The following is a 24,640-nucleotide window of genomic DNA, read 5'->3' as shown; positions in this document are numbered from 1 at the left end:
CCTGCCTCGTCGGCACCACTGTGCCCCTCCCATTGTGACGCGCCGACGCCGCGCCGGTCACTCCGACTCCGGCCCGCGCCGCAGCTCGATGCTCAGCTGATCCGCGTCGAGGACGGCGAGCTCGTGCCGGAGCGCCGCGGAGGAGAACGCCCCCTCATGGGAGAGCGTGATGAGACGCTCGCGCATCGCCTCGATCAGCAGCACGCGCAGCTCCAGGAGACCTTCGGGTCCCGGCAGATCGTCCCGGGGCTGCCCGGCGAGGCGCTCACGCGCCGCCGCGACGAGCGCCGCCGGCACCGGGGCGCCCTGCGCGTCGAGGAGTCCCGGCCGGTCCAGCCTCTCCAGCGCGGCGGCGCGCAGCTCCCGGTCGAGCTCCTCCTGCTCTTCGACGGAGAGGGTCTCGTCGCCGGCCGCGGGGATGCGCAGGAGGCGGATGACGAACGGCAGGCTCAGCCCCTGCAGCAAGAGGCTGACGAGGGCGACGAGGAAGGCGATGAGGATGAGCAGCTCGCGCGCCGGCGTCTCGGTCGGGAGCGTCTGCGCGGCGGCGAGGGTCACGACGCCGCGCATGCCCGCCCACACGATGATGGTGCCGTGCTTCCAGCCGAGCGGGGAGGCCTGGTAGTAGTCCAGGTCGTTGAGCCCGCGCGTGATGCGCGCCCGGACCTCGCCGACGCGCCGTCGCCGCGCCTCGGGGCTCTCCCGCTGCAGCCGGCGGCGCAGGAGCGGATGCCGTCCCGACCCGGAGGGCGCCGGCCGGTCGGCATCGAACGCCTCCAGGCGCTCGTCCAGGTCGAGGAGGCGTTCCCGCTGCCGCTGCCGCGCCCGATGCCCCTGCAGTGCGACGATCAGCGTGACGTAGCCGGTGCGGACGACGAGCACGATGCCCAGCGCGGCCAGCGCGAGCCCCACGGCGATCCACGGCCCGTCGTGCTTCTGCACGGTCGCCGTCACGATGTCGCGCAGCTCGAGGCCCATGATGAGGAAGACGGCGCCTTCCAGCAGCAGCTCGACGGTGCGCCAGTTGATCCCGTCGGACACGCGCTGCTCGGGGGTGGAGAAGCGGGTCGTGCCCTGGCCCGTCGTGATGCCCGCCGCCACGGCCGCGACGAGGCCCGAACCGCCGAGGTGCTCGGTGGGGAGGAAGGCGAGGAACGGGACGACGAAGCCGAGGGCGGTGTTCGCGGCGACGCTCGGGATCCAGCGCCGGACGCGGAGGTTCAGCATCCCCATGACGACGCCGATGACAACGGCGACGGCGACGCCCCACGCGAACGAGCCGACCGTCCCCCAGAACGAGAACCCCGCCGCGACCGCCGCGACGGCGCTGCGCAGCAGGACGAGCGCGGTGGCGTCGTTGAGCAGGCTCTCGCCCTCGAGCATCGTCACGACCCGCGGTGAGATGCCGAGCTTCTTCACGATCGAGGTCGCGACGGCATCCGTCGGGCTGAGGATCGCGCCCAGCGCGACGGCCAGGGGAAAACCGAGCTCGGGGAGCGTGAAGAAGAACAGCGTCCCGAGCAGCAGGGCGCTGACGACGACGAGGATGACAGCGAGCCCCGTGATCGGGAGCGCGTCGCGGCGGAACTCGATCGCCGGCATCCGCACGGCCGCCGCGTACAGCAGCGGGGGGAGGATGCCGACGAGGATGAGCTCCGGGTCCACCGCGAACGGCGGGAGGAACAGGGATGCGATGAGGCCGACGGCGACGAGGATGAGCGGCCCCGCGACGCCGAGCCGGCGCGCCAGCACCGTGGAGATCGCGATGACCACGATCCCGACGACGAGCGCCGGCAGCAGGTCCATCGGCTAGAGCACGCCCATCTCGCGCACGGCGTCGCGCTCGGCGGCGAGCTCCGCCACGGACGCGTCCAGTCGCGCCCGGCCGCGTGCGTCGAGCTCGAGGCCCTCGACGATCCGGTAGCCGGAGCCGTCGCTCGTGACGGGGAAGGAGGAGACCAGTCCCTCGGGCACGCCGTACTCGCCGCGGGAGACGACGGCGGCCGACGTCCAGCCGGCCGTCGTGCCGAGCACGGCGTCGCGCACGTGGGAGATGGCGGCGTTCGCGGCGGACGCCGCCGACGACGAGCCGCGCACCGCGATGATCTCCGCGCCGCGCTTCGCGACGCGGGGGATGAACTCGTCATCCAGCCACGCCGCGGCGCGGTCACGACCGCCGAGCCGGTCCGCGAGGGCGTCGAGGACGGGGCGCCCGTCGACGGTCGCGTGCGCGACGTCCGGGAACTGCGTCGCGGAGTGGTTCCCCCAGATCGCGACGTCGCGGATGGCGTCGGCCGGCACGTCCAGCGCGACCGCCAGCTGACCGAGCGCGCGGTCGTGGTCGAGGCGGGTGAGGGCGTGGAAGCGGTCCTGCGGGATGTCGGGGGCGGATGCCGCGGCGATGAGCGCGTTGGTGTTCGCGGGGTTCCCCACCACGAGCACGTGCACGTCGTCGGCCGCGACCTCGTTCAGCGCGGCGCCCTGCGGGCCGAAGATGCCGGCGTTCGCGGCGAGGAGGTCGCCTCGCTCCATCCCGGCGGTGCGGGGACGCGCGCCGACGAGGAGGGCCACGTTCGCGCCATCGAACGCGGTCCGCGGGTCGTCGGTGATCTCCACGCCGCGCAGAAGCGGGAACGCGCAGTCCTGCAGTTCGAGTGCCGCGCCCTCGGCCGCTGCGATCCCCTGCGGGATCTCCAGGAGCCGGAGCCGCACGGGACGGTCGGGGCCCAGCATGGCGCCACCGGCGATCCGGAACAGCAGGGCGTAGCCGATCTGTCCGCCGGCGCCGGTGACGGTGACGGTCGTGGGGGTGGCGTTCATGGGTCGAGCCTATTGCGGTGGCCGAGCACGAGGCATCCGCCCGTGTCAACGCCTTCGTCCGGTGTCGACGGCGGGGGTACGGTGAGCGCATGACGTTCAATCCCAACGCCGATGTCGGCGGAAACACGGCCCGGAAGCGCGGTGGCGGCGCGGTCGCCGGCGGCGTGGGAGTCGCGGGGCTCGGCGGCCTGGCGATCCTTCTGCTGCAGCTGTTCACCGGCGGCGACTTCAGCAGCCTCCTCGGCGGCGGCGGAAGCGCCCCGCAGGGGCAGGAGACCGAGATCGCCGGGTGCGAGACGGGCGCCGACGCCAATGCGAACGACGAATGCCGCATCGCCGCGACGCAGCTTGTTCTCGACGGCTTCTGGGAAGGCCAGCTCGAGGGGTACCGGGCGCCGAAGCTCGTCATCGTCGACAGGCAGACCTCGAGCGCGTGCGGCACGGCGTCGAACGCGACGGGTCCGTTCTATTGCCCGCCGGAGGAATCCATCTACATCGACCCCACCTTCTTCGGCATCCTGCGCCAGCAGTTCGGCGCGGAGGCCGGGCCGCTGTCGCAGATGTACGTCCTCGCGCACGAGTGGGGCCACCACATCCAGCAGATCACCGGCGTCATGGACCGCTACCCCAGCAACGGCACCGGCCCGGAGAGCAACGGCGTGCGCACCGAGTTGCAGGCCGACTGCTTCGCCGGCGCCTGGGTCGCGAACGCGTCGCAGGAGAAGGATGAGAACGGCGTCGCCTTCCTCCAGGAACCCACCGAGGCGCAACTGCGCGACGCGCTGGAGGCGGCGGGCACCGTGGGTGACGACCACATCCAGGAGCAGTCCGGCCAGGTGAACCCGGAGACCTGGACGCACGGTTCCAGCGAGCAGCGGCAGCGCTGGTTCGCCACGGGCTACAAGTCCGGCGTCGGCGCCTGCGACACGTTCCGGGTGTCCGGGGCCGACCTGTGAGCGCCGCGGCGCACCTGGACGGCATCCTCTACCCGCCCCTCGAGCCGTACGAGACCGGCTACCTGCTCGCCGGCGACGGCCAGCGCGTGTACTGGGAGCAGTCCGGCAATCCGGAGGGCAAGCCCGTCGTCTTCCTGCATGGCGGGCCCGGGGCGGGGACGAGCGAATGGCACCGCCGGTTCTTCGACCCCGAGCGGTATCGGATCGTCCTGCTCGACCAGCGGGGCTGCGGCAAGAGCACCCCGCATATGAGCGCGCCCGACGCCGACCTCCGCTACAACACCACATGGCACCTCGTCGCCGACATCGAGCTGCTGCGCAAGAACCTCGGGATCGAGAAGTGGATGGTGTTCGGCGGCTCGTGGGGGAGCGCGCTCGCGCTCGCCTATGCGGAGACGCACCCGGCGGCCGTGAGCGAGCTCGTCCTGCGGGGGATCTTCACGCTCCGCCGGCACGAGCTGGAGTGGTTCTACGAGGGCGGCGCCGAGGCGGTGTTCCCCGACCTGTGGGAGCAGTTCCTCGAACCCATCCCCGTGCTCGAGCGGTCGCGGCTCATCGAGGCGTACCACCGGCGCCTCACCGACCCCGACCCCGAGGTGCACCGCCCGGCAGGGCTCGCCTGGACGACGTGGGAGGCATCGACCCTGACGCTCCTGCCCGACCCCGGTCTCGTGGAGTCGATGACCGAGCCGGATGCCGCGGTCGCCTTCGCGCGCATCGAGAACCACTACTTCGTGCACGGCGGCTGGTTCCGCGAGGGGCAGCTCATCGCCGACGTCGACGCCATCCGCCACATCCCGGCCGTCATCGTGCAGGGGCGCTACGACATGTGCACGCCGATCATGACCGCGTGGGATCTGCACCGGGCGTGGCCGGAGGCGGAGTTCGTCGTCGTGCCGGACGGCGGTCATTCGGCATCCGAACCGGGGATCGCGACCGCGCTCCGGGCGGCGACGGACCGGTTCGCGGGCTGACGCTCCGGGGTGACGGCGGGCGGGTTCCGTGGCGTCCACGGGGTCTGCCCAGCCGCTCCTGCTAGGGTGGGAGAACTTGCAGCGCCTTCCCTGGCGTTTCTCGCGTCGTAGAACGCTTCCCTCGCCGCCGATCCACGGATCGAAGTCGGCTGACATTCTTCGTACGGCGACCCCGTGTGCGCACCCGCACCCGGGCCACCGACTCGGGCGTTCGCGCCCAGAAACACTCACTCATGTCTGAACTGACTTTCCGCACGCTCGGCGTGCCCGCCCCGCTCCTCGAGGTCCTCGCCGCCGACGGCAAGACCTCCCCGTTCCCGATCCAGGCCGACACCCTGCCCGACACGCTCGCCGGGCGCGACGTCCTCGGCCGCGGCAAGACCGGCTCGGGCAAGACCCTGGCCTTCTCGATCCCGATGGCCGCACGCCTCGGCGGCGCGCTCGCCGGCGGCTCGCGCCGCCAGGGCCGCATCCTCGGCCTCATCCTCGCCCCGACCCGCGAGCTGGCGACGCAGATCAACGCCGTCCTCGCGCCGATGGCCGCGGCCTACGGCCTCAAGACGACGACGATCTTCGGCGGCGTGAACCAGAGCCGCCAGGTCGCCGCGCTCCAGGCCGGCGTCGACATCGTCGTGGCCTGCCCCGGGCGCCTCGAAGACCTCATGAAGCAGCGGTACGTGTCGCTCGACGCCGTCGAGATCACCGTCATCGACGAGGCCGACCACATGGCCGACCTCGGCTTCCTCCCCTCGGTCACCCGCATCCTCGACAAGACCCCCCGCGACGGCCAGCGCATGCTGTTCAGCGCGACGCTGGACAACGGCGTCGACAAGCTCGTCAGCCGCTTCCTGCAGAACGAGGTCCTGCACTCCGTCGACGAGGCCAACTCGCCGGTCGCCGCCATGACGCACCACGTGTTCCACGTGGAGGGCGCCGATGCCAAGAAGGAGCTCGTCCGCACGCTCGCGTCCGGCACGGGCCGCCGCATCCTGTTCATGCGCACGAAGCACCACGCCAAGAAGCTCGCGCAGCAGCTGACCGCGCAGGGCATCCCGTCCGTCGACCTGCACGGCAACCTGTCGCAGCCGCAGCGCGACCGCAACCTCGCGGCGTTCTCGACCGGGGCCGCCCGGGTGCTCGTCGCGACCGACGTCGCCGCCCGCGGCGTGCACGTCGACGACGTCGAGCTCGTCATCCACGTCGACCCGCCCATGGAGCACAAGGCGTACCTGCACCGCTCCGGCCGCACCGCGCGCGCCGGCGCCGAGGGCTCGGTCGTCACGCTCGTGCTGCCCGGCCAGGAGAAGGACGTCAAGGACCTGCTCCGCAAGGCCGCGATCACGGTCACGCCCGTCCGCGTCACCGCCGAGTCGGCCGAGGTCGCCGACCTCGTCGGCGAGGTCGCCGCGTACGTCAAGCCCGTGCCGAAGGCCGAGCCGCAGCGCGGTGGCGGCCAGAGCCAGGGCGCGAACGCGCAGCGCAAGCGCGCTGCGCGCGAGGGCCAGGGCGGCGGCGGACGCGGCCAGGGTCAGGGCGGCCGTGGTGGTGCTGCCCGCACCGACCGCTCGGGTCGCCCCGCGGCATCGGGTCGCCCGGCGGCCTCCGGCCGTCCGGCGGAGCGTTCGCACGCCGCGGACCGTCCCGCCGCGCAGCCCGCGGCATCCGGCAACGCCCGCACGGCGGGTCGCCGCGCCAGCCACGGCGGCGGTGGCCTCACGGTCGGATCGGTCGTGCGCCAGAACGGCGGCAACCGCCGCGGCGGTCGCTGACCCACGCTTCTCATGATGCGGCGCCCCGGGCTTCGGCTCGGGGCGCTTCGTCGTTCCCGGGTCGGGGCGGGCTGGGCGCGGCCCGGGTGAGGGGGCTCTCTTGGTTCGCCCGCGCCGAATGGTGGGTGTGCGGCGCCGCGACCCGCACTTTGGCGCGGGCGAAACGCGGGGATACTGTTCGCCGGCGCCGAATCGCGGGTGCGGGGCGTGGGGACCCGCACTTTGGCGCGGGTGAAGATCCGAGGGTGGGGGGAGTCGCAGCCTGGGCCTTGGAAGTTGCCTGCGGGCTCGAGGTGGCACGGCGCGCCTCGCGACCGCGATGTGGCGCGGGTGAAACACGGGGATGCCGTTCGCCCGCGCCGAATGGCGGGTGCGGAGCATGGGAACCCGCACTATGGCGCCAGTGAAGTTCGAGGACGCCGTTCGTCCGCGCCGAATGGTGGGTGTCGGGCGCGGGGAGTCGCACTTTGCCGCGGGCGAAGTTCGGGGATGCTGTTGGCCGGCGCCGAATCGCGGGTGTGCGGCGCCGCGACCCGCATCTTGGCGCGGGCGAAACACGGGGATGCTGTTCGCCGGCGCCGAATCGCGGGTGCGGGGCATGGGGACACGCACTTTGCCGCGAGCGAAACACAAGGATGATGAGCCCCGCGCCCCCGACCGGCCCCAGCCTCACCCCCCGGGGTCAGCGACCGCGGCGGATGAGGTCGGCGGCGACCTCGCCGATCACGATCGCCGGGGCGTTCGTGTGGCCGCGGATCACGGTCGGCATGATCGACGCGTCCGCGACGCGCAGGCCCGTGACGCCGCGGACGCGGAGCTGCGGATCGACCACGGATGCCGCATCCCGCCCCATCCGGGCGGTCCCGACCGGGTGGTACAGGGTGTGCGAGTAGCGTCGCAGTGACAGCTCGATGCGCTCGTCGGCCGACATCCGCTCGCCGTCGACGGGCATGACCCAGCCGCCCGTCGTCACGGCCGCGAGCGCCCGCGTCGCGATGAGCCGCTCGCACTCCTCGAGTCCCGCGCGCAGCGTCCGCTCGTCGATCCCGTCCGGGTCGCTGAGATACCCCGGGTCGATGAGCGCGGCCGCCGCAGGATCCGCCGACGCCAGACGGATCGTGCCGCGACTGTGCGGCCGGAGCAGGATCGCGGCGACCGTGAGCCCCTCGGCCGGCAGCGGCACGAGGCCTTCGCCGACGTACGGCGCCGCGGCGAAGAGGATCTCGACGTCCGGCAGCCCCGCGCCATGCCCGGCCTCATCGGCCAGCGGCGTGCGGATGAACCCGTACGCCTCCGCGACGTTCGAGGTCAGCATCCCGCGGCGCTGCGCGAGGTATCGCGCGAGTTCGACGGCGCGTTCCGCGCCGAACAGCGTCCCGCCGTGCGCGGCGGGCGCGAGCCCGGCGACGAGGTGATCCTGCAGGTTCGCGCCGACGTCGGGTGCGTCCACGAGCGTACGGATGCCGTGGGCGGCGAGGTGCTCCGCCGGGCCGATGCCGCTCAGCATGAGCAGCTGCGGCGTGTTGATCGCCCCGCCGCTCAGCACGACCTCCCGCCGCGCGTTGACCTCCCGCACCACGCCGTCGAGCTCGAGCTCGACGCCCGTCGCGCGCGGGACGTCGCCAGATGCGTCGAAGAGCACCCGCCGCACCAGCGCCCCCGTCACGACGCGGAGGTTCCGGCGTCGCCGCGCGGGGCGCAGGTACGCGTCCGCCGTCGAGGCCCGCGCGCCGCGACGCTGCGTGACCATGGTCTGCGAGAACCCCTGCCCGGACGGAAGGTTCGCGGCCGTCACCTCGTGGCCCAGCTCGCGGGCGGCGTCGAGGAACGCCGCCGTCTGCGGCCGTGGATGCCGCTGATGCTCGATCGACTGTGCGCCGTCGAGGCCCTGGCTGGGGTCCGCGGCATCCTGCGTGCGCTCGACCCGCTGGAAGTACGGCACGAGCGCGTCCCACGACCACGCATCGCCGGCGACCGTCGCCCACTCGTCGTAGTCCGCCGCGAAGCCGCGCACCCACATCATCGCGTTCAGCGACGACGATCCGCCGAGGGTCTTGCCGCGCGGCCAGTACACGCGCCGGCCCTCGAGCGCCGGCTGCGGCTCGGTGTCGTAGTTCCAGTCGTACACGCCGCGGAAGAGCTTCGAGAACGCCGCCGGGACGTGCAGCTCGAGAGCCCGGTCGGGCGGACCGGCCTCCAGGAGCAGCACCGAGACGGCCGGGTCCTCGCTCAACCGTGCCGCGAGCGCCGCGCCGGCCGATCCCGCGCCGACGACGATGACGTCGGCATCCCACGCCCGGTCCCGAGCCCCATCCCGCGCCCCGTCCCGCGCACCCCCGCGCCCCCGCCCCGGGCTCATGCGCGGAACGCGCGGACGAGGGTCCCGAGGACCTTCGCCCAGTTGCCGTCGGCGCGGAACCGCGTGAAGCCCTCCGACACGGCGGCGCCGGTGCGCGAGGAGACGAACCACGGCGGCTTCGGCAGCACCGAGAACGTCCCGCCGCCTCTGAGGCCACCGATCGACCGCGGGAACGGGCGGAACGGCCCGCGCACGACCGTGCGCTCGACGTCGTCGAGGAGGAACGCGTTGTGCACCACGCCGATGCCGCTCGGTGCATCCTCGACGGTCCCGCCGGGGAACGCGCCCCACGTGGCGGTCGGGGTGAGGAAGCCGAAGGCGGTCCAGGCGTTCACGGCGATCGTGCCGTAGCGCAGCTCGACGAGCGCGTCCTCGAAGTCCGCCCCGAGCTGCGCGAGCGTGTCCGGGTCGATGAGGATGTTCGCGCCCAGGGTGCCGACGAGCGCGTCGTTCGCGTGCGCGACGGCGGCGTCGACGAACTCCTGCCCCAGGCCGGGCAGCTCCACGACGCCGAGGACCGGGGCGAAGTACTCGGTCCGCTCCAGGGCGGCGGCATCCTCCCCCGCCTCCGCATGTACCAGCAGCCGGGATCCCGCGCAGACCGTCGCGTCCGGATAGTCCGCGCGCGCGGCATCCAGCTTCGCCGCCGTGTTCGGGTACCAGCCCGGCCGCTGCGGCGCGCGCTCGTACGCCGCCGTCAGCTCCCGGAGGAACTCCGCGCGCTGCGGCCAGTCGGCGCTCATCAGCACGACCTGGCCGGCGATGCAGTTGTGGCCGTTGTTCTGCAGCCGCATCGTGACGATGTGCTCCGCCTGGTAGCGCAGGTCGGCGCGCGACCAGGCGCCCGGCACCACGATGATGGGCGCCACCCCGCCGAGCTCCGCCGTGATCGGCACCGACAGCTGGGGCACGATGGCGCGGAAGGTGGCCTCGGCACCGGTGATGTGGACGTGATCGACGAGCGGATGCCGCGTGAGATACGCGCCGACCGCCCCGCCGCCGCGCACGATCCGGAGGAATCCCGGCTCGATGAGCGGCGCGAGTGCGCGCTCGAACACGGGGACGAGGGCATCCTGGGTCGGGTTGACCTTCAGGATCGCCACGCGGTTGAACGCCAGGAGCTCGTACAGCACGTCGAGGAACGGGATCGACGTCACGTTGCCGGCGCCGAGCACGAGGCCCACCCCGCCCGGCGTCGCCGGCGTCCGCTGCCCCAACCCGGCCGCCGCGCGCGCCTGCGTGTCCGAGACGCCCGGCCTCAGCCAGACCTCGGTGGAGAACCCGGACAGCAGCACCCGGTCGGCGATCGACAGCGGCGACGTGTGCACGGCCACCCGGCCGCCCGGGGCGGCCGACGTGCGCACCGTCGCGAGGGGGCTCTTCCCCTCGGCGAGACGGGCGAGGGTGTCGGCGTAGGCGTCGAGCGCGACGATGGCCCCGTACGGGCCGCCCAGCCATTCCTCTCCGCGCAGCGGATGCCCCGGCTCCAGGCCCTTCGACGTCGAGGCGACGTCGGCCCATTCCTCCGCGACGGCGACGACGGCCGCGCGGATGCGGAGGAGCAGCGTGCGCCGCTGGCGCAGCGTCAGGAAGCTCCACGTGCGCGCGCCGGCGCTCAGCTCGATCAGCGCGGCGTCCAGGCGCGCGCGCTCATCCGTATCGGGCTCGGCGGTCGCGGTCACGGCACTCTCCTCAGACACCCATCCGGGTGAGCATCAGCATACGTCCGCGCGACACCGCGTCTCAGACGAGGCGCGACTCGATGTCGGCGCGGCGGAGCCGGTAGCGGGCGAGCGGCACGAGGCTCAGGAGCACCAGGGCGGCGGGCAGGACGCTGAAGCTGAGCACGATCCCCGCGATCGCGCCCTCCGGCTGGACGACGGTCTCGTCGGCCGTGCGCGCGAGGTAGCCGGTGGTGGCGAGGACGATCGACAGGACGGTCGCGCCGAGCGCGAAGCCCGTCGTCTCCCCGGCCGTCCACACGCCGCCGAAGGCCCCGGCGCGGCCGGTCCCGTGGCGGGCGGCGTCGTGGCTGATGACATCCGGGAGCATCGCCATCGGCAGCGACTGCAGTCCGGCATACGCGGCGCCCGCGACGGCCACCGACACGTACAGCCAGGCCCCCGGCGACCACAGGGCGAACACGGTCGACAGCGCCGCGACGGCGAACACGCCGCTCGCGAGCCCGAACGCGCGCTCCTTCCCGATGCGGCGCGCGATCACGCCCCATCCCGGCGCCGCGATGAGGGCGGGCGCGATGAGCGCGATGAACAGCAGCGTCACGGCATCCTCGGAGCGCAGCACCCAGGTCGCGAGGTACTGCGCGCCGGCGAGCATGAGACCCGTGGCGAGGGCCTGCAGGAAGAAGGTGGCCAGCAGCGCGCGGAACGGCTGGCTGCGCTGCAGCGTCTCCCACGCGGCGCGGAAGTTGTCGCGGATGCCGCCGCCCGGCGTCGAGGCGTCCTTCCCGATCTGCGGGTCGGCCCGCTCGCCGACGCTCTCGGCGAGCATCCCGCCCTGCTCGGCGGCGCTCGTGCCGGCTGCGGCCATCGCCGAGGTCGCGCGGCGCGCGCGACCCGCGACGCCCGTGGCGATCAGCATCCCGAGCCCGATGACGACTCCCGCGACGATGCCCACGAGCAGGTAGCCCGTCGTCGGGTCGCCGGTGAGGGAGCGCAGCACCGGGCCCCCGGCGCCGAACAGGAGGATCGCGAACGTCAGGACGACGACGCGCCACGTCAGCAGCGTCGTGCGATCGTCATAGCGCTCGGTCAGCTCGGCCGGCAGCGCGATGTACGGCACCTGGAAGAGGCTGAAGGCGGTCGCGGTGAGGAGGAACGCGACGAGCACCCAGATGGCGCCGGCGACCGGGCCGATGGCCGGCGGAACCGCGAACGTCAGCGCGAACAAGACCGGCAGCGCGAGAGCCCCGACCATCATGAGGCGGCGCCGCGAGCCGTGCCGGGCGAGGTCGCGGTCGGTGAGGGCGCCCACGACGGGGTCTATGACGACATCCCAGATCTTCGCGACCGTCACGATGACGCCGGCCATGAGCGCCGCGACGCCGAGGTTGTCGGTGAGGTAATAGGTCAGGACGAGCCCCGGCAGCGTGCCGAAGCCGCCCGTGCCGATCGAGCCGATGGCGTAGCGCGCGGTCGTGCTGCGGGTCACCGTGCGGTCGGGTGGTGCGTCGATGCCCATGCGAGTCACCCTAACGGGAGGGCGCGTGGATGCCGGGGAACCCGCCGACCGGAGGGGCGGGCGTCAGATGAGGGCGAGCTCGCGGAGCTTGGCGTCGACGTCGGCGTTGGACGGCTCGACGTGATGCGTGGAGTCGGGGTAGACGACCACGGGGATGTTGGTGCGACCGGAGATGTCGCGCGCGACGTCGGCGGCGGCCGGCTCGGCGACGAGGTCGACATAGGTGTAGGTGACGCCGAGGCTGTCGAGCTGGGCCTTCGTGCGGACGCAGTCGCGGCACCAGTCCGCGCCGAACACGGTGATCGAATCGGGGGAGATCATCCCTCTATTGTTCACCCGGGATCTTGAGTGGAAGCCGTGAGGGGGTCGGCTCGACCGGTACCGGCGTCTCGACGCGGGCCCTCCGGGGGGCGTAGACGACGAGGGCGTGGAAGACGAAGCGCACGACGAACGCCGCCACGAGTGTGAGGCCCGCTGCGAGGACGCTCGGGATATGCGCGCTCTCCACGAGCACCCAGAGGACCGGGATGCGGATGACCGCCTCGGCGTTGTTGAAGGCGAACGACGTCAGGAACCGGGTGCGCATCCGGCCGGACTCCGCGCGCATGTCGGCGAAGACGAGGTATTCCAGCAGCAGGAAGTTGCCGATGATCGTGAGCTCGCTCGCGATGATCGCCGCGACGACGTAGTCGAGGCCGAGGCGGATGAGCCCCCACATGATGATGAGGTTCGCGATCGCGCCCGCACCGCCGACGAGGGCGAACGCCGACATCCGGCCGAAGCGGAGCAGCGTGAGCTGGGTGAGGAACCGGATGCCCTGCCGGAACGACGCCTTCGACGCGCCCGCGAACCGGGCCGCGAACGCGAACGGGACCTCCGCGATGCGCAGCTGGCGACGCGCGAGGATCTCCAGGAGGATCTTGAACCCGCGAGGCCGCAGCGCGTCGATGTCGACGGCCTCCCGATCGACGAGGAAGAACCCGGTCATCGGATCGGAGCACCCGTGCAGCTTCCGCGGGAACATCGACTTCGTCAGCAGCGTCGAGACGCGCGAGACGCCTGTCCGGGTGGAGTTCGCCAGACCCTTCGAATCGCCGCCGGAGATGTAGCGCGACGCGACGACGACGTCGGCATCGCCGGCCGCGGCGCGTTCCAGGAGCCGGGGGATGTCCTCGGGCGGATGCTGCAGGTCACCGTCCATCACGAGGCACCAGCGGGACGCGGCGAGGTGGAAGCCCTCCACGACGGCGCCGCCGAGACCCGCCGTCGCGACCTCGCGGTGCAGCAGCCGCACCGGGAAATCCGCGGCCGCGGCGGCCGCGACGATGATCGCCGGGGTGTCGTCGGTCGAGTCGTCGACGAAGATCACCTCGAAGTCATGACCCGCCAGCTGCGCGCCGATCCGGCGCAGAAGCTCGTCGACGTTCGGACCTTCGTTGAAGGTCGGAACGATGATCGACAGATCCATGGAGCGCTCGCGAACGGTCGGCGGGCCGGGGTCTGGAACAGACTACCCGGGGGTGCGGAGCGGAAGCTGAGCGCAGGATCAGCGCCCGCCGCTCCCGGGCTCCTCCACGACGCCGGTGACACGGATGGCGCGCCCCGCGACCCCCGCGACGCGGAACACCGTCGCGTCTTCGGGCGTCTCCAGGTCGAGCGGGACGATTCTGACCTCGATCTCGGTCTGGCGGACGGTGAGGTAACCGTGCCCGGGGCCGTCGGTGATGACCGAGTACGTCTTGGGGCGTACGGCTCTGCCGGGGCGCCGCCCGGTGTTCGCGGCAGGGGGCTGCAGGCTGCGCGGGAAGATGCGGCGCAGCCGCGTGCGGGAGAACTCGTCGGCTCGGGGGCCCGTCACCCGGAGCGGGATGAGCGCGATCACCTGCCCGACGAACAGCTCGACCCCGCCGGCATCCGTGTTCATCAGCACCGCGCGATCACAGCGCGCGTGTTCATCGCGCGCCTCCACGGCCCGTCGACTGCGTACGCATCGTGCCCCCCAGCACCCAGCGGTCGGGGCAACCGGCCGAAGCCGCCTGCTCCCCCCGAGAACGCCGTGGTCCGGGACCACCGCGACGACCCCACTCGTCTCGCGCTGCGTTCGGGGTCACTGTACCGCTCACCCCCGAGCCTGCGCACCCCCGAGCCGGCGGCGGGACCGGCGACCTCTCGGCGTTCGCACCCACGGCCGCGTTCCTCTACGACGTCGAGGACTTCCTCCGCGACTGGTTGCGCGATCTCGCCGTCGAGCAGGACCACAACGACGGGATCGTGCCGATCGTCGTCCCCGATGTCGTCAAGTACTTCACGATGCCCGAGGGGATGCCGAAGCCCGGCGCTACGGCTATCTGGGGGGACGCGGCCGTGTGGGTGCCGCGGGCGCTGTGGACGGCATACGGCGACACGGCGGTCCTCGCCGAGCAGTTCGACTCGATGACGTCGCACGCGCGGGTCATCGCCGGGATGCTGGCCCCGAGCGGTGTGTGGGACAACGGATTCCAGTTCGGCGACTGGCTCGACCCGGAGGCCCCGCCCGAGGAGCCGTTCCGCTCGAAGGCCGATCACCACGTCGTCGCGACACTCTGCGCCTACCGCACCGCCCGGATCGTCGCCGACACCGCGACGATCCTCGGCCGGGATGCCGGGGAGTTCACGGCGCTCGCCGGACGCCTCTCCGAGCTCGTCGCCCGCAGCGGCCACCGCGTCAGCACGGGCTTCGCCGGCACGCCGTTCATCACCGCCGCGCTCACCCGGACCGGGCACCTCGACGACGCATACGGCCTGCTCACGCAGACCGAGTGCCCGTCGTAGCTCCATCCCGTCGGCATGGGGGCGACGACGATCTGGGAACGGTGGGACTCCCAGCTTCCCGACGGTTTCATCAACCCCGGCGAGATGACGTCCTTCAACCACCATGCGTTCGGTGCGATCGCCGACTGGATGCATCCCACCGTCGGCGGACTCAGCCCGCTCGAGCCAGGGTATGCGCGCATCCCCATCGCCCCGCAGCCCGGCGGCGGTGCTGCGCCGGCCGGGTGCGACCGATGTCGCCGTGACGTCCGGCACGCACCGGGGGGAGTGGGCGGTGGCGGAACTGACCTGGATGCCGATCCGGTGCGCGGCGTGCGCCGCCTCGGCCCGCGAACGCGGCTCACGCGTTCTGGTGCTCCGCCGGCCCTATCGCGCGCGCCCGCTGCGCGACGAGGAGATCGTGCAGGTGCTCGAGGGCCGGAAGGGCTGCGGCCAAGGCATCCCGCTCTCCGGCGGAGAGTTCCGCGGCGGCGTCCGCGACGATGGCGGTGGACACCGCGTCGAATCTGTCGGCCAGGGCGAGCGCCTCGGCGGAGGCCACGACCTCGACGTGCCGTCGGTCGTCGGCCCGCGGTCGGCGCGCCACGAGACCGTTGATCTCCATCGCGGTCAGGAGGTTGCTGACGGTGGTGCGATTGAGCCCCAGGAGGATCGACAGATCACCGGGTGAGCGCACGGTGCCGCGCGGCAGGGCGCGGATGACGTCCACGTGCGAGTCCGGAATGTGCGGCAATCGATCCCGTTGCCGGGCCGCCGCGGCCAGTGCGCGGCGAAGCGGTGAGATGACGGCCGCGAGCCGTGCAGCATCCAAGCTCATGTGGACCCCCCTTGGCACACGATGAGTCATCGTCGCCCACGGGGGCGCGGTTTGTCGAGGGGGCGCGTCGAGACGCGTGCCTGCGATCGGGCGAGCTCGGAAGAAAATACCCCCGGGGGTATGTTACTCTGATGCCGAGCCGATCAGAAGGGGCGAGATCATGTGCAGTCGAGTGACGTGCGATGTGTGCGGGAAAGTGACGTGGGCCGGTTGCGGTCAGCATGTGGAGGAAGCGCTCTCGGGCGTTCCGGAAGAGCAGCGCTGCGCGGGGCACGTGCGATGAGGATCGTGATCGTCGGGGGTGTCGCCGGCGGGATGAGCTGCGCGGCGCGCGCCCGGCGCCTCGACGAATCCGCCGAGATCATCGTCCTCGAACGAGGCGCCCACGTGTCCTTCGCGAACTGCGGCCTGCCCTACTTCGTCGGCGGTGAGATCACCGACGAGCGTGCACTGCTGGTCCAGACACCGGAATCGTTGCGCAGTGCGCTCGCGCTGGATGTCCGTCCAGGCAACGACGTCATCGCGGTCGACGCGGACGCCCGCACCCTCACCGTCCGCACCGTGGACGGTCTGGAGCAGATCAGCTATGACGCGCTCGTGCTCTCGCCCGGTGCGTCCGCTTTCGTGCCGCCCATCCCCGGCGTCGACTCGCCGCGAGTGCGAACGCTGCGCTCGGTCGAGGACGCGATCGCGCTGCGGGAGAAGGTCACCGGCGGAGCCCGTCGGGCGGTCGTCCTCGGGGCGGGATTCATCGGCATCGAAGCCGCGGAAGCGCTCGCGGCGCAGGGGCTCGAGGTCTCGGTGGTCGAACTGGCGCCCCAGCCCCTGCCTCCCGTGGAGCCCGAACTGGCATGGCTGGTCTCCGAGGAGCTGCGCGCACTCGGGATCGATCTGCACGTCGGCGTCGCCGCCACCGCCATCCAGCACGGACCGGATGCCGACACGGTCATCCTCGCCGACGGCTCGGAGCTCGCGGCGGATCTCATCGTCATGTCCGTCGGGGTCCGTCCCGACACGGCGGTCTTCGAAGAAGCCGGCGTCGCCTGCGAACGGGGCGCGATGATCGTCGACAGCCACGGCCGCACCAGCATCCCCGGCATCTGGGCGGTCGGCGACGCGACGCTCAGCGTCGACCCGATCACCGGCACGCGACGCCCCGTCGCCTTGGCGGGCCCGGCCAACCGGGCCGGCAGGCTCGTCGCCGACGACATCGTCCGGCCGGGCAGCGCGCGGGAGATCCCGCAGCCCGTCGGGACGGCCATCGTGCGCGTCGGGTCACTCACCGCCGCGCTCACGGGGGCGAACCGTGCGACGCTCGATGCCTCCGGCGTCACCTACCGGACACTGCACCTGCACGCGAACCAGCACGCCGGGTACTTCCCGGGGGCCAGCCAGATCCATCTGATCGTGCACGTCGCTCCCGGCACCGGTCGGATCCTCGGCGTGCAGGCGGCCGGCACCGACGGCGTCGACAAGCGGATCGATGTCCTGGCGACCGCCATCCGCAGCGGCCTCACCGTCGACGAGCTCATCGACCTGGATCTCGCCTACTCGCCGCCCTACGGGCAGGCGAAGGATGCCGTGAACCTGACGGGCATGGTCGGCGAGAACGTCCTGAACGGAACGCTCGACCTCTGGTACGCGCAGGATCTCGACGAGGTCCTCGACACCGCGCTGGTCCTGGACGTCCGGCGCCGTGACGAGTGGGTGACGGGACACCTGCAGGGTGCGCTCCACATCCCGCACACCGAGCTGCGCGAGCGCATCGACGAGGTGCGTGAGCGTGCCGAGGGGCGTCCGGTGCGGGTGATGTGCGCGTCGGGCGTTCGCTCGGCCATCGCCCACCGGGTGCTCGCCCAGTCGGGCATGGACTCCGCGTCCCTGTCGGGGGGCATGCTCACGTTGCGCGCCACGCTGGGAGCGCGGGCGGCGCACATGCTCGCGACCGAAGCGGTGGTGCGGGGTGGCTGACGCGCAGCGGCTCATCTCGAACAGGCTGCGCCGAGCGCGCGGGCAGCTGGATGCGGTGATCGCCGCGGTCGACGATTCCGGGTCCTGTCGCGACGTCGTCACCCAGCTCGCGGCCGTTTCGAGGGCGCTCAATCGCGCCGGCTTCGCGATCGTCTCGACCGCGATGAAGGACTGTCTCGCCACGCCAGAAGCGGACCGCCGTGACACGGATCTGACCACCGAAGAGCTCGAGAAGCTCTTCCTCATGCTCGCCTGATCAACCCCTCAAGAGGAGAGAGCCCATGTGCTACGCAGTCACCTGCAAGAAGTGTTCGAAGACGACCTGGTCCGGATGCGGCCAGCACGTCGACCAGGTCATGCGCGGTGTGCCGCGATCCCAGCGCTGTGAAGGGCATGCGCACGAGCCGTCCAGCGGCTTCTTCGCCCGTCTCTTCGGCCACTGACCTTCGAACGAACCGTCCGGGGTCAAGCCAACGTCAGGAAGAGTTTCTCGAGCTCGTCGGGGGTCATCGACTGATCCTCGGGGTCGGCAAGGCACGTGCGCATCGCCGACGCCACGATCGCATAGCCGGCTCGATCGAGCGCCTTGGAGACCGCCGACAGCTGGGTGACGATGTCGCGACATTCAGCCCCGGACTCGACAGCTCGGATGACCGCGCTGAGCTGACCCTCTGCGCGACGCAGACGGTTCACGATCTTGCGCTGCTGGGCCACCAGCGCATCCCCCGGGTCGACGGTCGAGGCGGGAGCCTTAATGCTGTCCATACCGGAATCCTCGCTGCAGGTCGGTTTCACTCCCCGCCAGGATACCCGACCGGGTATCCGAAGGGCGCGTGTGGGCGGACGCGTTGCCGGTGAGGCGCCGCGAGATGCTAGATGCGGCGGCCCCATCAGCGCGCTGGGTGTCCCCCAGGTGTCCCCGAGCACGCCGAGCACGCCGAGCACGCACACGCGGAGCGATCGAGGAGTGTTTATCGAGCGCCGAGTGCGGCAACCATGCGAAGGCTGAGCGCCTGATAAACCCGGCATTCCCCGTCGCAAAGGTGCGCGACGGGAGCTAGTGAAAGAGTGACCGCTACGTCGCGATTTCACCCTGCTAAGGTGGCGCGCCAGCTTTCGTGGCAGAGTCAAATATCCGTCTCGACTCGGACGGCGGCGGGCGACTCATGGCCCATGCGGGGGGTAGGGAACCCAAGCAGGCGGCGTCGGACTAGTCGGGTATTCGTCGAGTTCCCGGCACATTCCCGGCACAGGCGACTCGAGACAGGACCGAAATCGACCGTTCGCCCGACGCGACACGTCTGCTGGGGTGCGGTGTGGCTATTGCGAAACTTGGCGCGACCTGGGAAATGAAGAAACCCCCGTGAGTAGAAGCCTCACGAGGGTTTCAGTGGCTCCGACGGGCGTCGATCCCGTGACCTCACGATTTTCAGTTCGGCATCGGGGGTTTTCGGGTCGCAGTTGGTGCTCGTTCATCCCGGGATTACGCGGCTCGAGTGCTCACTGGTGCGCGTTGATCGTCGTCGTTTCCACGGGGTTCCCGGCACTTTCCCGGCACGGATTCCGCACCAGCCGAAGATGGCGTGGGCGATCGTCGTGATGGATGCGACAACGATACTGGCTGCCGGTGCGCAGATGCCGCGCACAGGACAACTTCCCGCGAGGCGGCAAACGCGGGCGAGGAAAGCGCCACCTGACCCGGAAAGGTCAGTGGATGTGGGTTTCGCCGACGGCCGCGTCGGACACGACGGCGTAACGGGATTGTCGTCGATGAGCTGGAAGATCACGCATTCTGCGGCGGCCGGCAGGGACGTACTCGGTCGCGTAGAGCTGCCAGCATTCGTTCGGAACGGGACATACGAACCGCCGGCACGCGGCCAGCGTCTTCTTCCGCGGCTGGTTGCGGGCGGCGCCGGCCTGCAGCACTCAGCGCGAAGCCCGGGCGGCCACTCAGATGTCCGACCAGTGCTGGAGGATGATCCGCGCGGCCTCGTCCGGCCTCTCCAGGGGAGTGAGGTGTGCAGAGCCGCTCACCTCCTCGGCGACGGCATTCGGCATTCGGCTCGCGGCGGCGCGAGCCTGGTCGAGGGTCCACAGCTCATCGTCGCTCCCGGTCACCATCACCGATCGGGCGACGATCGAGCTGAGAAGCGGCGTGAGGTCGGGCCGGTCGAGCGAGATCGAACGTACGGTGTGCGCGAGCGCGCGGCGGTCGGCGCTGCGCAGGCAGTCGTGCACGTACGCGACCAGGCCGGGACGCTCCGCGCGCGCCTGCGGTGAGAGGAGCGCGCTCGCGATGCCGTCCCTCAGCGGGCGCACGGCTCCGACCGTTGAGAGCAGGGTCTTCGCGAGCCGAGGCGCCTTCCTCTGCTCGCGGGTGAGGGCGGCCACGGGAGTGTTGAAAGTCGTCAGCGTGCGGACGCGCGGAGGCTGCCGCGCCGCGAGCACGAGACCGACGTGCCCGCCCCAGCCGTTGCCCACCCAATCCACCGCCTGCTCGATCTCGAAAGCCTGGAGGACCTCCCCTGCCGCATCGGCGCAGTCGTCGAGCGAGAACGGCGCCGTGAGGGCCGAACTGGCGCCGTGGCCCGGACCGGTGATCCGGATCAGCGTGCGGTGCGGCGCGAGATCGTCGGCGACAGCATCCCACGAACGATCGTCGACGAAGAGCGAGTGCCACAGCACCGCTGGTGGTCCCGAGCCCTGCGTGGCGACTGCCAGTTGCCCGACGGCGGTGTCGAACCGCGAAACGGTGGTCATCGTTGCCCTGCTATACCGTCGGACGCGGGGTCCAGATGCCGACGACGGATGGCTCGAGCGTGCGTTCGACGGCCTCCGTGAGGTCGGATGCCGCGGTGTGCGGATCTGCAACCGTCCGGAGTCGCTCGCCGAAGGCATCGACCACACGCTCTGCGTCGTACTGCGCACGGTTGAACCTGCGGTCGAGCAGGCGACGCGACACGCGCAGCACGGGAAGGAACACCGCCGCCGCGACCAGGGTCGCGAGCGCGACGCCGAGGGTGGTCGCATCCGGCAGCAGCCACGCGACCGAAGTGACGATGATCGCGTAGATCGCTACGGCGACGGCGGTCACCAGCGCGTAGGCCGCCGTGCGCGAGATGATCCGGTCGATCTCGTACAGGCGGTAGCGCAGCACGGCGATCGCGATCGCCACGGGGATCAGACCGTAGGACACCAGCACGATGCCGGTGATCCCCGGCCAGGGGTCGGGGATGACCCAGCTCGTGATCAGGATCGCGACGGCCAGTCCGACCGCCCACAGCATCCACCGCAGTTGCGCGCGTTCGACGGCGTCGGCACGGCGGTACCGCACCACGAGCGAGGCGAGCGAACCGACGAACGCGATCGCCAGCGCGCCGAAGGACATCGGGATCGTGAGGGGATTCTCGACCAGTGCGGGCAGATGGGCAGGGTTCGGGATGCCGGGGTAGACCTCGACGGACAGCGTCGACAGAACGGCGCTCGCGAGGACGAGCGTGGCGATCGTGTACCACGAGAACCAGCGCCAGCGCGGCGTCGGCAGGGTGCCGTCGGGGAACCGGAGCGGGATCTGGGTGAGGAGCAGTCCGATCGGCGGCAGCCAGCTCCACGTGTCCTCGCGGTCGTAGCCGTACCAGAACAGCCACGCGGAGACGCCGGGCGCCTGGTCGAGCAGAGCCTCTCCGAGAAGCGTCGCGGGGGTGCCGATCGTGAACAGTCCCGGGATCAGCATGAGCAGCCAGCCGATCGGATTGCGTGGGCGCTTCCAGGACAGCAGCCAGCCGACCACGATGAAGATCGTCAACAGGATGAGGAACGGCGCGGCATCGGCGACGGCACGACCGTCGGCGGCGTAGGCGACGACCGTGACGATGAGCATCGCGAAGACGAGCGCGGCCACGACGAATGCCGGCCACGTAGGGCCGGTCTTGCTGTCTGAGGTCACGTCCACTTCTTCTTTCATCGCTGCGCTCCCGCCGTCCAGAGTCCGAGCGAGCTCGGCTGAAGAGTGCGTTCGACCGCATCGGCGAGGTCAGCGGCGGCCGTCGACGGGTCGGTGCCGGTGCGCAGGTGCTCGCCGAAGGCGTCGACGGTCTTCTGCGCGTCGAAGTGCTCCCGGTCGAATCGCCGATCGATGCGACGCTGGACGAACCGCAGGACGGGGAAGAAGAGCGCCGCCGCCGCGAGCGTGGCCAGCGCCACTCCGAGGGTGGAGAGTTCGGGAAGAAGCCAGGTCGTGGACGTGACCACCACGGCGTACACGCCGATCACGAGCGCAGTGACGATCGTGTAGGAAACGGTGCGCGAGACGACGCGCCCGATCTCGTAGAGGCCGTGCCGCGTGACCGCGATCCAGACGGCGAGCGGCAGGGCGAGCCCGATCGCGGCGATGAAGATCGAACCGACGAGGGCGGCATCCCCTGTCACGGCCACGCTGCTCAGGGCCGCCGACATGCCGATCGGCACCAGCATGAAGCCGGTGGCCAGCCACCGCACCTGCAACCGGGTCACCGCATCGCCACGGCGATAGCGCAGGACGACACTCACGACGGCCACGGCGATCAGAGCGAGCAGGCAGATCAGCAGCGCCGTCGACAAGGCAGAGCTGACGGCCTCGGGCGGAAGGGGCGGGGGCCGCAGCCCCGAGTACGTCCACTCCGAGGCTGACAACAGGACGCTCGCGACCGATGCCGCGCTCACGAGGGGCACCGCCCACAGGACGGGGCGCCATCTCGGCGTCAGAGCGTGGCCGTCGGGGAAGGTGAAGGTGAGCAGCATCGGCGCGATGAACCAGAGGGGCCACGAGATCGCGCTGGGGATCGCCCGCCACACGGTGTCCGCGAGCACGGGAGGCAGCGACCACGCGGCCGTGATGAAAGGCACGCTGCCCACCGCCGACAGCTGCGCCCCGGTCCACAGTCGCGGGCGTCGGATCAGCAGCAGCACCCCGAGCAGCACGGATGGCGCTGCGAGCGCCGCGGTGGTGGCGACTCCGACGGCCTGCGTGGCGGGTGGACCGGAGAGGAAGGCTGCGGCCCCGAGCCCGACGGCGAGAACGACCACCGCGCCGCCGATCGTCGCCGGCCATGCGATCGTGATCCGGCGGGTCCGCCGGCTCATCGCGCCCCGCCGGGTGTCCACAGCCCGACCGTGCGCGGCGCGAGGGTGCGCTCGATCGCGTCGACGAGATCGGGAGCCGTCCGGGCAGGGTCGATGCCGGTGCGGAGGCGCTCGCCGAACGCGTCGACGGTCTTCTGCGCGTCGAAGTGCTCGCGGTCGAAGCGGCGGTCGATGCGGCGCTGCACGAACCGCAGGACCGGAAGGAAGAGCGCAGCGGCCGCCAAGGTCGCCACCGCGACGCCGATCGTGGGGATACCGGGGAGGAGCCATGTCGTGGAGGTGACCACCAGGGCGTACACCCCGACCACGAGCGCCGTCACGATCGCATATGAGACGGTGCGCGAGACGACCCTGCCGATCTCGTACAGGCCGTGCCGGGTCACCGCGATCCAGATCGCGATCGGTATCGCGTTGATCCCGAAAGTCATCGCGTACGCGACGACCGGGGGAGCGCCGTCCAGGAAGCCGGAGCTGCCGAGCAGGATGATCGTGACCGCCATGCCGTAGGCGAGCCACCGGAACTGCAGGCGCGTCGCGCCGTCCGCGCGCACCCAGCGCATCACGAGGTCCACGAGCGCGCCAGCCGCCACCAGCGGCACAGAGAGGAAAGCCTCGTCGCCGAGGACGATCCCCGACACCGACGCGAGACCGGGGACGCCGAGAGGATTGGCGCGACCCGACAGGGCGAGCGGTCCGGGCGCGAGCAGGGCCATCAGGATGACCACCACGCCGACCGAGACGGCGGCCACCGCGACGATGCGTCCGAGCCCGGAGGTGACGCGCCCGCTCGGGAACACCACGACCAGCAGCGGAAGGAGCATCCAGACCGCGTATCCGATCGCGCCGAGCGCGAGTTCGACGCCCACGGGGAGCGCTGCAGCGACTCCCGGAATCACGAGCGCACCGGTGAGACTCCAGAGCAGGGCGATCCCGAGCAGGATGCGCCCGATCGCGTTGCCCGACCTGCGCAGCAGCAGCAGCGTGCCGACGATCGCGAAGCCGCACCAGGCGACCAGCGTCCAGCTCTCTCCCGTGGCGACGATCGTGAGGGTGCAGAGCGCGAGGTAGACCGCGAACAGGAGCAGGATGCCCCCTCGCCGCACCGCCTCGCGCACGGTCATCAGACGGTGGCCCCCGTGCGCCGCGGACGGAACGGCGCCGACAGGGCGTGGGCGAACGTCCGGATGCCGGCATTGTGGCGCACGTTCGTCCAGTTGGCCCAGAGCCGCCGGCGGTCGACGCACACCGTCTCCTCGCGGACCTCGACCTCGTCCACGCCGTGCGCGGCGGCGAGGTTGCGCAGCACTCCGGGCCAGAAAACGTCTTCGCCCCGACGCGCGAGCGGCCACATCGTCTCGAAGAGCGGGTCCGAGCAGCGCAGAAGCATGCGGATCTGCGCGGTCGTGCGGCCACCGGCATCCGATTCGGCCGAGAAGGTGATCATCGCGGCGAACATGTGTCCCTCGGGAGTGAGGAACGTGAACGACGTGTCGTCGGCGTAGAGGACCATGATGCCTGTCGTTACTCCGCCCGCGGTCAGCGCTGTGACATCGCCGGGCTGGATTGCCGACACCGAACCATGAAAGCGCCCCATCCGCGGCCAGTACCGGCCGAAGTGTGCGCGCCAGTCGGCGACGAGTGCTGCGGGAGTGATCGCCGTGCCGAGGTCGGCTGTGTAGGTGCGCTGCCAGAGTCGGCCGAAGCCGTTCATCGGACCTGCGACGCGCTTGCCCTGGATGTTGTAGCCGTGTGGTTCGGTCGGGTCGCTCACCTGCAGGCGATCGATCTTCGCGGCCCAGAACGCCGCGTCCCTCGGCACCGCTTCGCTGTTCTCGGTCATG

20 protein-coding genes and 2 pseudogenes are annotated in these 24,640 nt (G+C 71.5%); 6 read left to right on the top strand and 16 right to left on the bottom strand.

Annotated features, from left to right (window positions below; all coding sequences use genetic code 11):
• Nucleotides 1–57: 57 nt before the first annotated feature.
• Together BR85_RS11530 and BR85_RS11525 are read right to left on the bottom strand one after the other, a co-directional pair.
• On the bottom strand, nucleotides 58–1,806 hold the full coding sequence (locus BR85_RS11530) for a cation:proton antiporter (protein ID WP_028496673.1): 1,749 nt from the start codon (nucleotides 1,804–1,806) through the stop codon (nucleotides 58–60).
• 3 nt (nucleotides 1,807–1,809) lie between these two features.
• Nucleotides 1,810–2,820, bottom strand: a complete 1,011-nt coding sequence (locus tag BR85_RS11525; protein ID WP_028496672.1) for a malate dehydrogenase — start codon at nucleotides 2,818–2,820, stop codon at nucleotides 1,810–1,812.
• A gap of 89 nt (nucleotides 2,821–2,909) precedes the next feature.
• Here BR85_RS11525 and ypfJ point away from each other — a divergent pair, with 89 nt between their 5' ends.
• The 3 genes from ypfJ to BR85_RS11510 all read left to right on the top strand — a co-directional run bounded on the left by ypfJ (nucleotide 2,910) and on the right by BR85_RS11510 (nucleotide 6,519).
• Nucleotides 2,910–3,776 (top strand): KPN_02809 family neutral zinc metallopeptidase, encoded by an 867-nt coding sequence (gene ypfJ / locus BR85_RS11520; RefSeq protein WP_028496671.1) that lies wholly within the window; start codon nucleotides 2,910–2,912, stop codon nucleotides 3,774–3,776.
• On the top strand, nucleotides 3,773–4,750 hold the full coding sequence (gene pip, locus BR85_RS11515; protein WP_028496670.1) for a prolyl aminopeptidase: 978 nt from the start codon (nucleotides 3,773–3,775) through the stop codon (nucleotides 4,748–4,750). Before ypfJ ends, pip begins: the two co-directional genes overlap by 4 nt.
• A 233-nt stretch (nucleotides 4,751–4,983) precedes the next feature.
• Nucleotides 4,984–6,519, top strand: a complete 1,536-nt coding sequence (locus tag BR85_RS11510; protein WP_036275399.1) for a DEAD/DEAH box helicase — start codon at nucleotides 4,984–4,986, stop codon at nucleotides 6,517–6,519.
• A gap of 682 nt (nucleotides 6,520–7,201) precedes the next feature.
• Here BR85_RS11510 and BR85_RS11505 read toward each other — a convergent pair.
• The 6 genes from BR85_RS11505 to BR85_RS11480 form a co-directional block, all read right to left on the bottom strand.
• On the bottom strand, nucleotides 7,202–8,878 hold the full coding sequence (locus BR85_RS11505; protein WP_081782766.1) for a GMC family oxidoreductase: 1,677 nt from the start codon (nucleotides 8,876–8,878) through the stop codon (nucleotides 7,202–7,204).
• Entirely contained in the window at nucleotides 8,875–10,560 is a 1,686-nt protein-coding gene (locus BR85_RS11500) for an aldehyde dehydrogenase family protein (RefSeq protein WP_028496667.1), read from the bottom strand. The genes BR85_RS11505 and BR85_RS11500 overlap by 4 nt, the downstream gene beginning before the upstream one ends.
• A 61-nt stretch (nucleotides 10,561–10,621) precedes the next feature.
• A complete protein-coding gene (locus BR85_RS11495) occupies nucleotides 10,622–12,079 on the bottom strand; it encodes an MFS transporter (protein WP_028496666.1) in 1,458 nt (485 codons plus the stop codon).
• A gap of 63 nt (nucleotides 12,080–12,142) precedes the next feature.
• Nucleotides 12,143–12,400: a glutaredoxin family protein gene (locus BR85_RS11490; protein WP_028496665.1), complete on the bottom strand. Its 258-nt coding sequence runs from the start codon at nucleotides 12,398–12,400 to the stop codon at nucleotides 12,143–12,145.
• Between the two features lie 4 nt (nucleotides 12,401–12,404).
• Complete coding sequence (locus tag BR85_RS11485) at nucleotides 12,405–13,547, bottom strand: glycosyltransferase (protein WP_051526319.1); 1,143 nt, start codon at nucleotides 13,545–13,547, stop codon at nucleotides 12,405–12,407.
• Nucleotides 13,548–13,625: 78 nt separating this feature from the next.
• Nucleotides 13,626–14,009, bottom strand: coding sequence for a hypothetical protein (locus BR85_RS11480; RefSeq protein ID WP_371863053.1), 384 nt, complete (start codon nucleotides 14,007–14,009; stop codon nucleotides 13,626–13,628).
• Between the two features lie 221 nt (nucleotides 14,010–14,230).
• Between BR85_RS11480 and BR85_RS15715 the strand changes: the two are divergent.
• Nucleotides 14,231–15,100, top strand: a pseudogene (locus BR85_RS15715) (alpha-L-rhamnosidase-related protein); the annotation flags it as partial.
• Nucleotides 15,101–15,230: 130 nt separating this feature from the next.
• Here the strand turns inward: BR85_RS15715 and BR85_RS15710 are convergent.
• Nucleotides 15,231–15,707: a MarR family transcriptional regulator gene (locus BR85_RS15710; RefSeq protein ID WP_036272835.1), complete on the bottom strand. Its 477-nt coding sequence runs from the start codon at nucleotides 15,705–15,707 to the stop codon at nucleotides 15,231–15,233.
• A gap of 279 nt (nucleotides 15,708–15,986) precedes the next feature.
• Here BR85_RS15710 and BR85_RS11465 point away from each other — a divergent pair, with 279 nt between their 5' ends.
• Nucleotides 15,987–17,678 carry an FAD-dependent oxidoreductase gene (locus tag BR85_RS11465; protein ID WP_028496661.1) on the top strand — a complete coding sequence of 564 codons (1,692 nt, stop codon included), beginning with the start codon at nucleotides 15,987–15,989 and terminating at the stop codon, nucleotides 17,676–17,678.
• Nucleotides 17,671–17,934 carry a metal-sensitive transcriptional regulator gene (locus tag BR85_RS11460; protein ID WP_028496660.1) on the top strand — a complete coding sequence of 88 codons (264 nt, stop codon included), beginning with the start codon at nucleotides 17,671–17,673 and terminating at the stop codon, nucleotides 17,932–17,934. The genes BR85_RS11465 and BR85_RS11460 overlap by 8 nt, the downstream gene beginning before the upstream one ends.
• A gap of 209 nt (nucleotides 17,935–18,143) precedes the next feature.
• Here BR85_RS11460 and BR85_RS11455 read toward each other — a convergent pair whose 3' ends face one another.
• From BR85_RS11455 to BR85_RS11430, 7 genes and pseudogenes are all read right to left on the bottom strand, one after another.
• The gene (locus BR85_RS11455; protein WP_051526317.1) at nucleotides 18,144–18,443 is read right to left on the bottom strand and encodes a metal-sensitive transcriptional regulator; all 300 of its coding nucleotides are present in this window, start codon (nucleotides 18,441–18,443) and stop codon (nucleotides 18,144–18,146) included.
• A 957-nt stretch (nucleotides 18,444–19,400) separates the two neighbouring features.
• Nucleotides 19,401–19,541, bottom strand: a pseudogene (locus tag BR85_RS15865) (IS481 family transposase); the annotation flags it as partial.
• An 87-nt stretch (nucleotides 19,542–19,628) separates the two neighbouring features.
• A complete protein-coding gene (locus tag BR85_RS11450; protein WP_028496658.1) occupies nucleotides 19,629–20,438 on the bottom strand; it encodes an alpha/beta fold hydrolase in 810 nt (269 codons plus the stop codon).
• Between the two features lie 10 nt (nucleotides 20,439–20,448).
• Complete coding sequence (locus BR85_RS15545; protein ID WP_166657809.1) at nucleotides 20,449–21,624, bottom strand: hypothetical protein; 1,176 nt, start codon at nucleotides 21,622–21,624, stop codon at nucleotides 20,449–20,451.
• A gap of 14 nt (nucleotides 21,625–21,638) precedes the next feature.
• A complete protein-coding gene (locus tag BR85_RS11440) occupies nucleotides 21,639–22,820 on the bottom strand; it encodes a hypothetical protein (RefSeq protein ID WP_028496656.1) in 1,182 nt (393 codons plus the stop codon).
• The gene (locus tag BR85_RS11435; protein ID WP_028496655.1) at nucleotides 22,796–23,920 is read right to left on the bottom strand and encodes a hypothetical protein; all 1,125 of its coding nucleotides are present in this window, start codon (nucleotides 23,918–23,920) and stop codon (nucleotides 22,796–22,798) included. The genes BR85_RS11440 and BR85_RS11435 overlap by 25 nt, the downstream gene beginning before the upstream one ends.
• The gene (locus BR85_RS11430; protein ID WP_036272833.1) at nucleotides 23,920–24,639 is read right to left on the bottom strand and encodes a hypothetical protein; all 720 of its coding nucleotides are present in this window, start codon (nucleotides 24,637–24,639) and stop codon (nucleotides 23,920–23,922) included. Before BR85_RS11430 ends, BR85_RS11435 begins: the two co-directional genes overlap by 1 nt.
• Nucleotide 24,640 lies beyond the last annotated feature (1 nt).

It is taken from the genome of Microbacterium sp. UNCCL10, assembly GCF_000746195.1.
In the GTDB taxonomy this organism is placed as follows: Bacteria; Actinomycetota; Actinomycetes; order Actinomycetales; family Microbacteriaceae; genus Microbacterium; species Microbacterium saccharophilum.
This window is presented reverse-complemented; position numbering and strand designations above follow the sequence as displayed.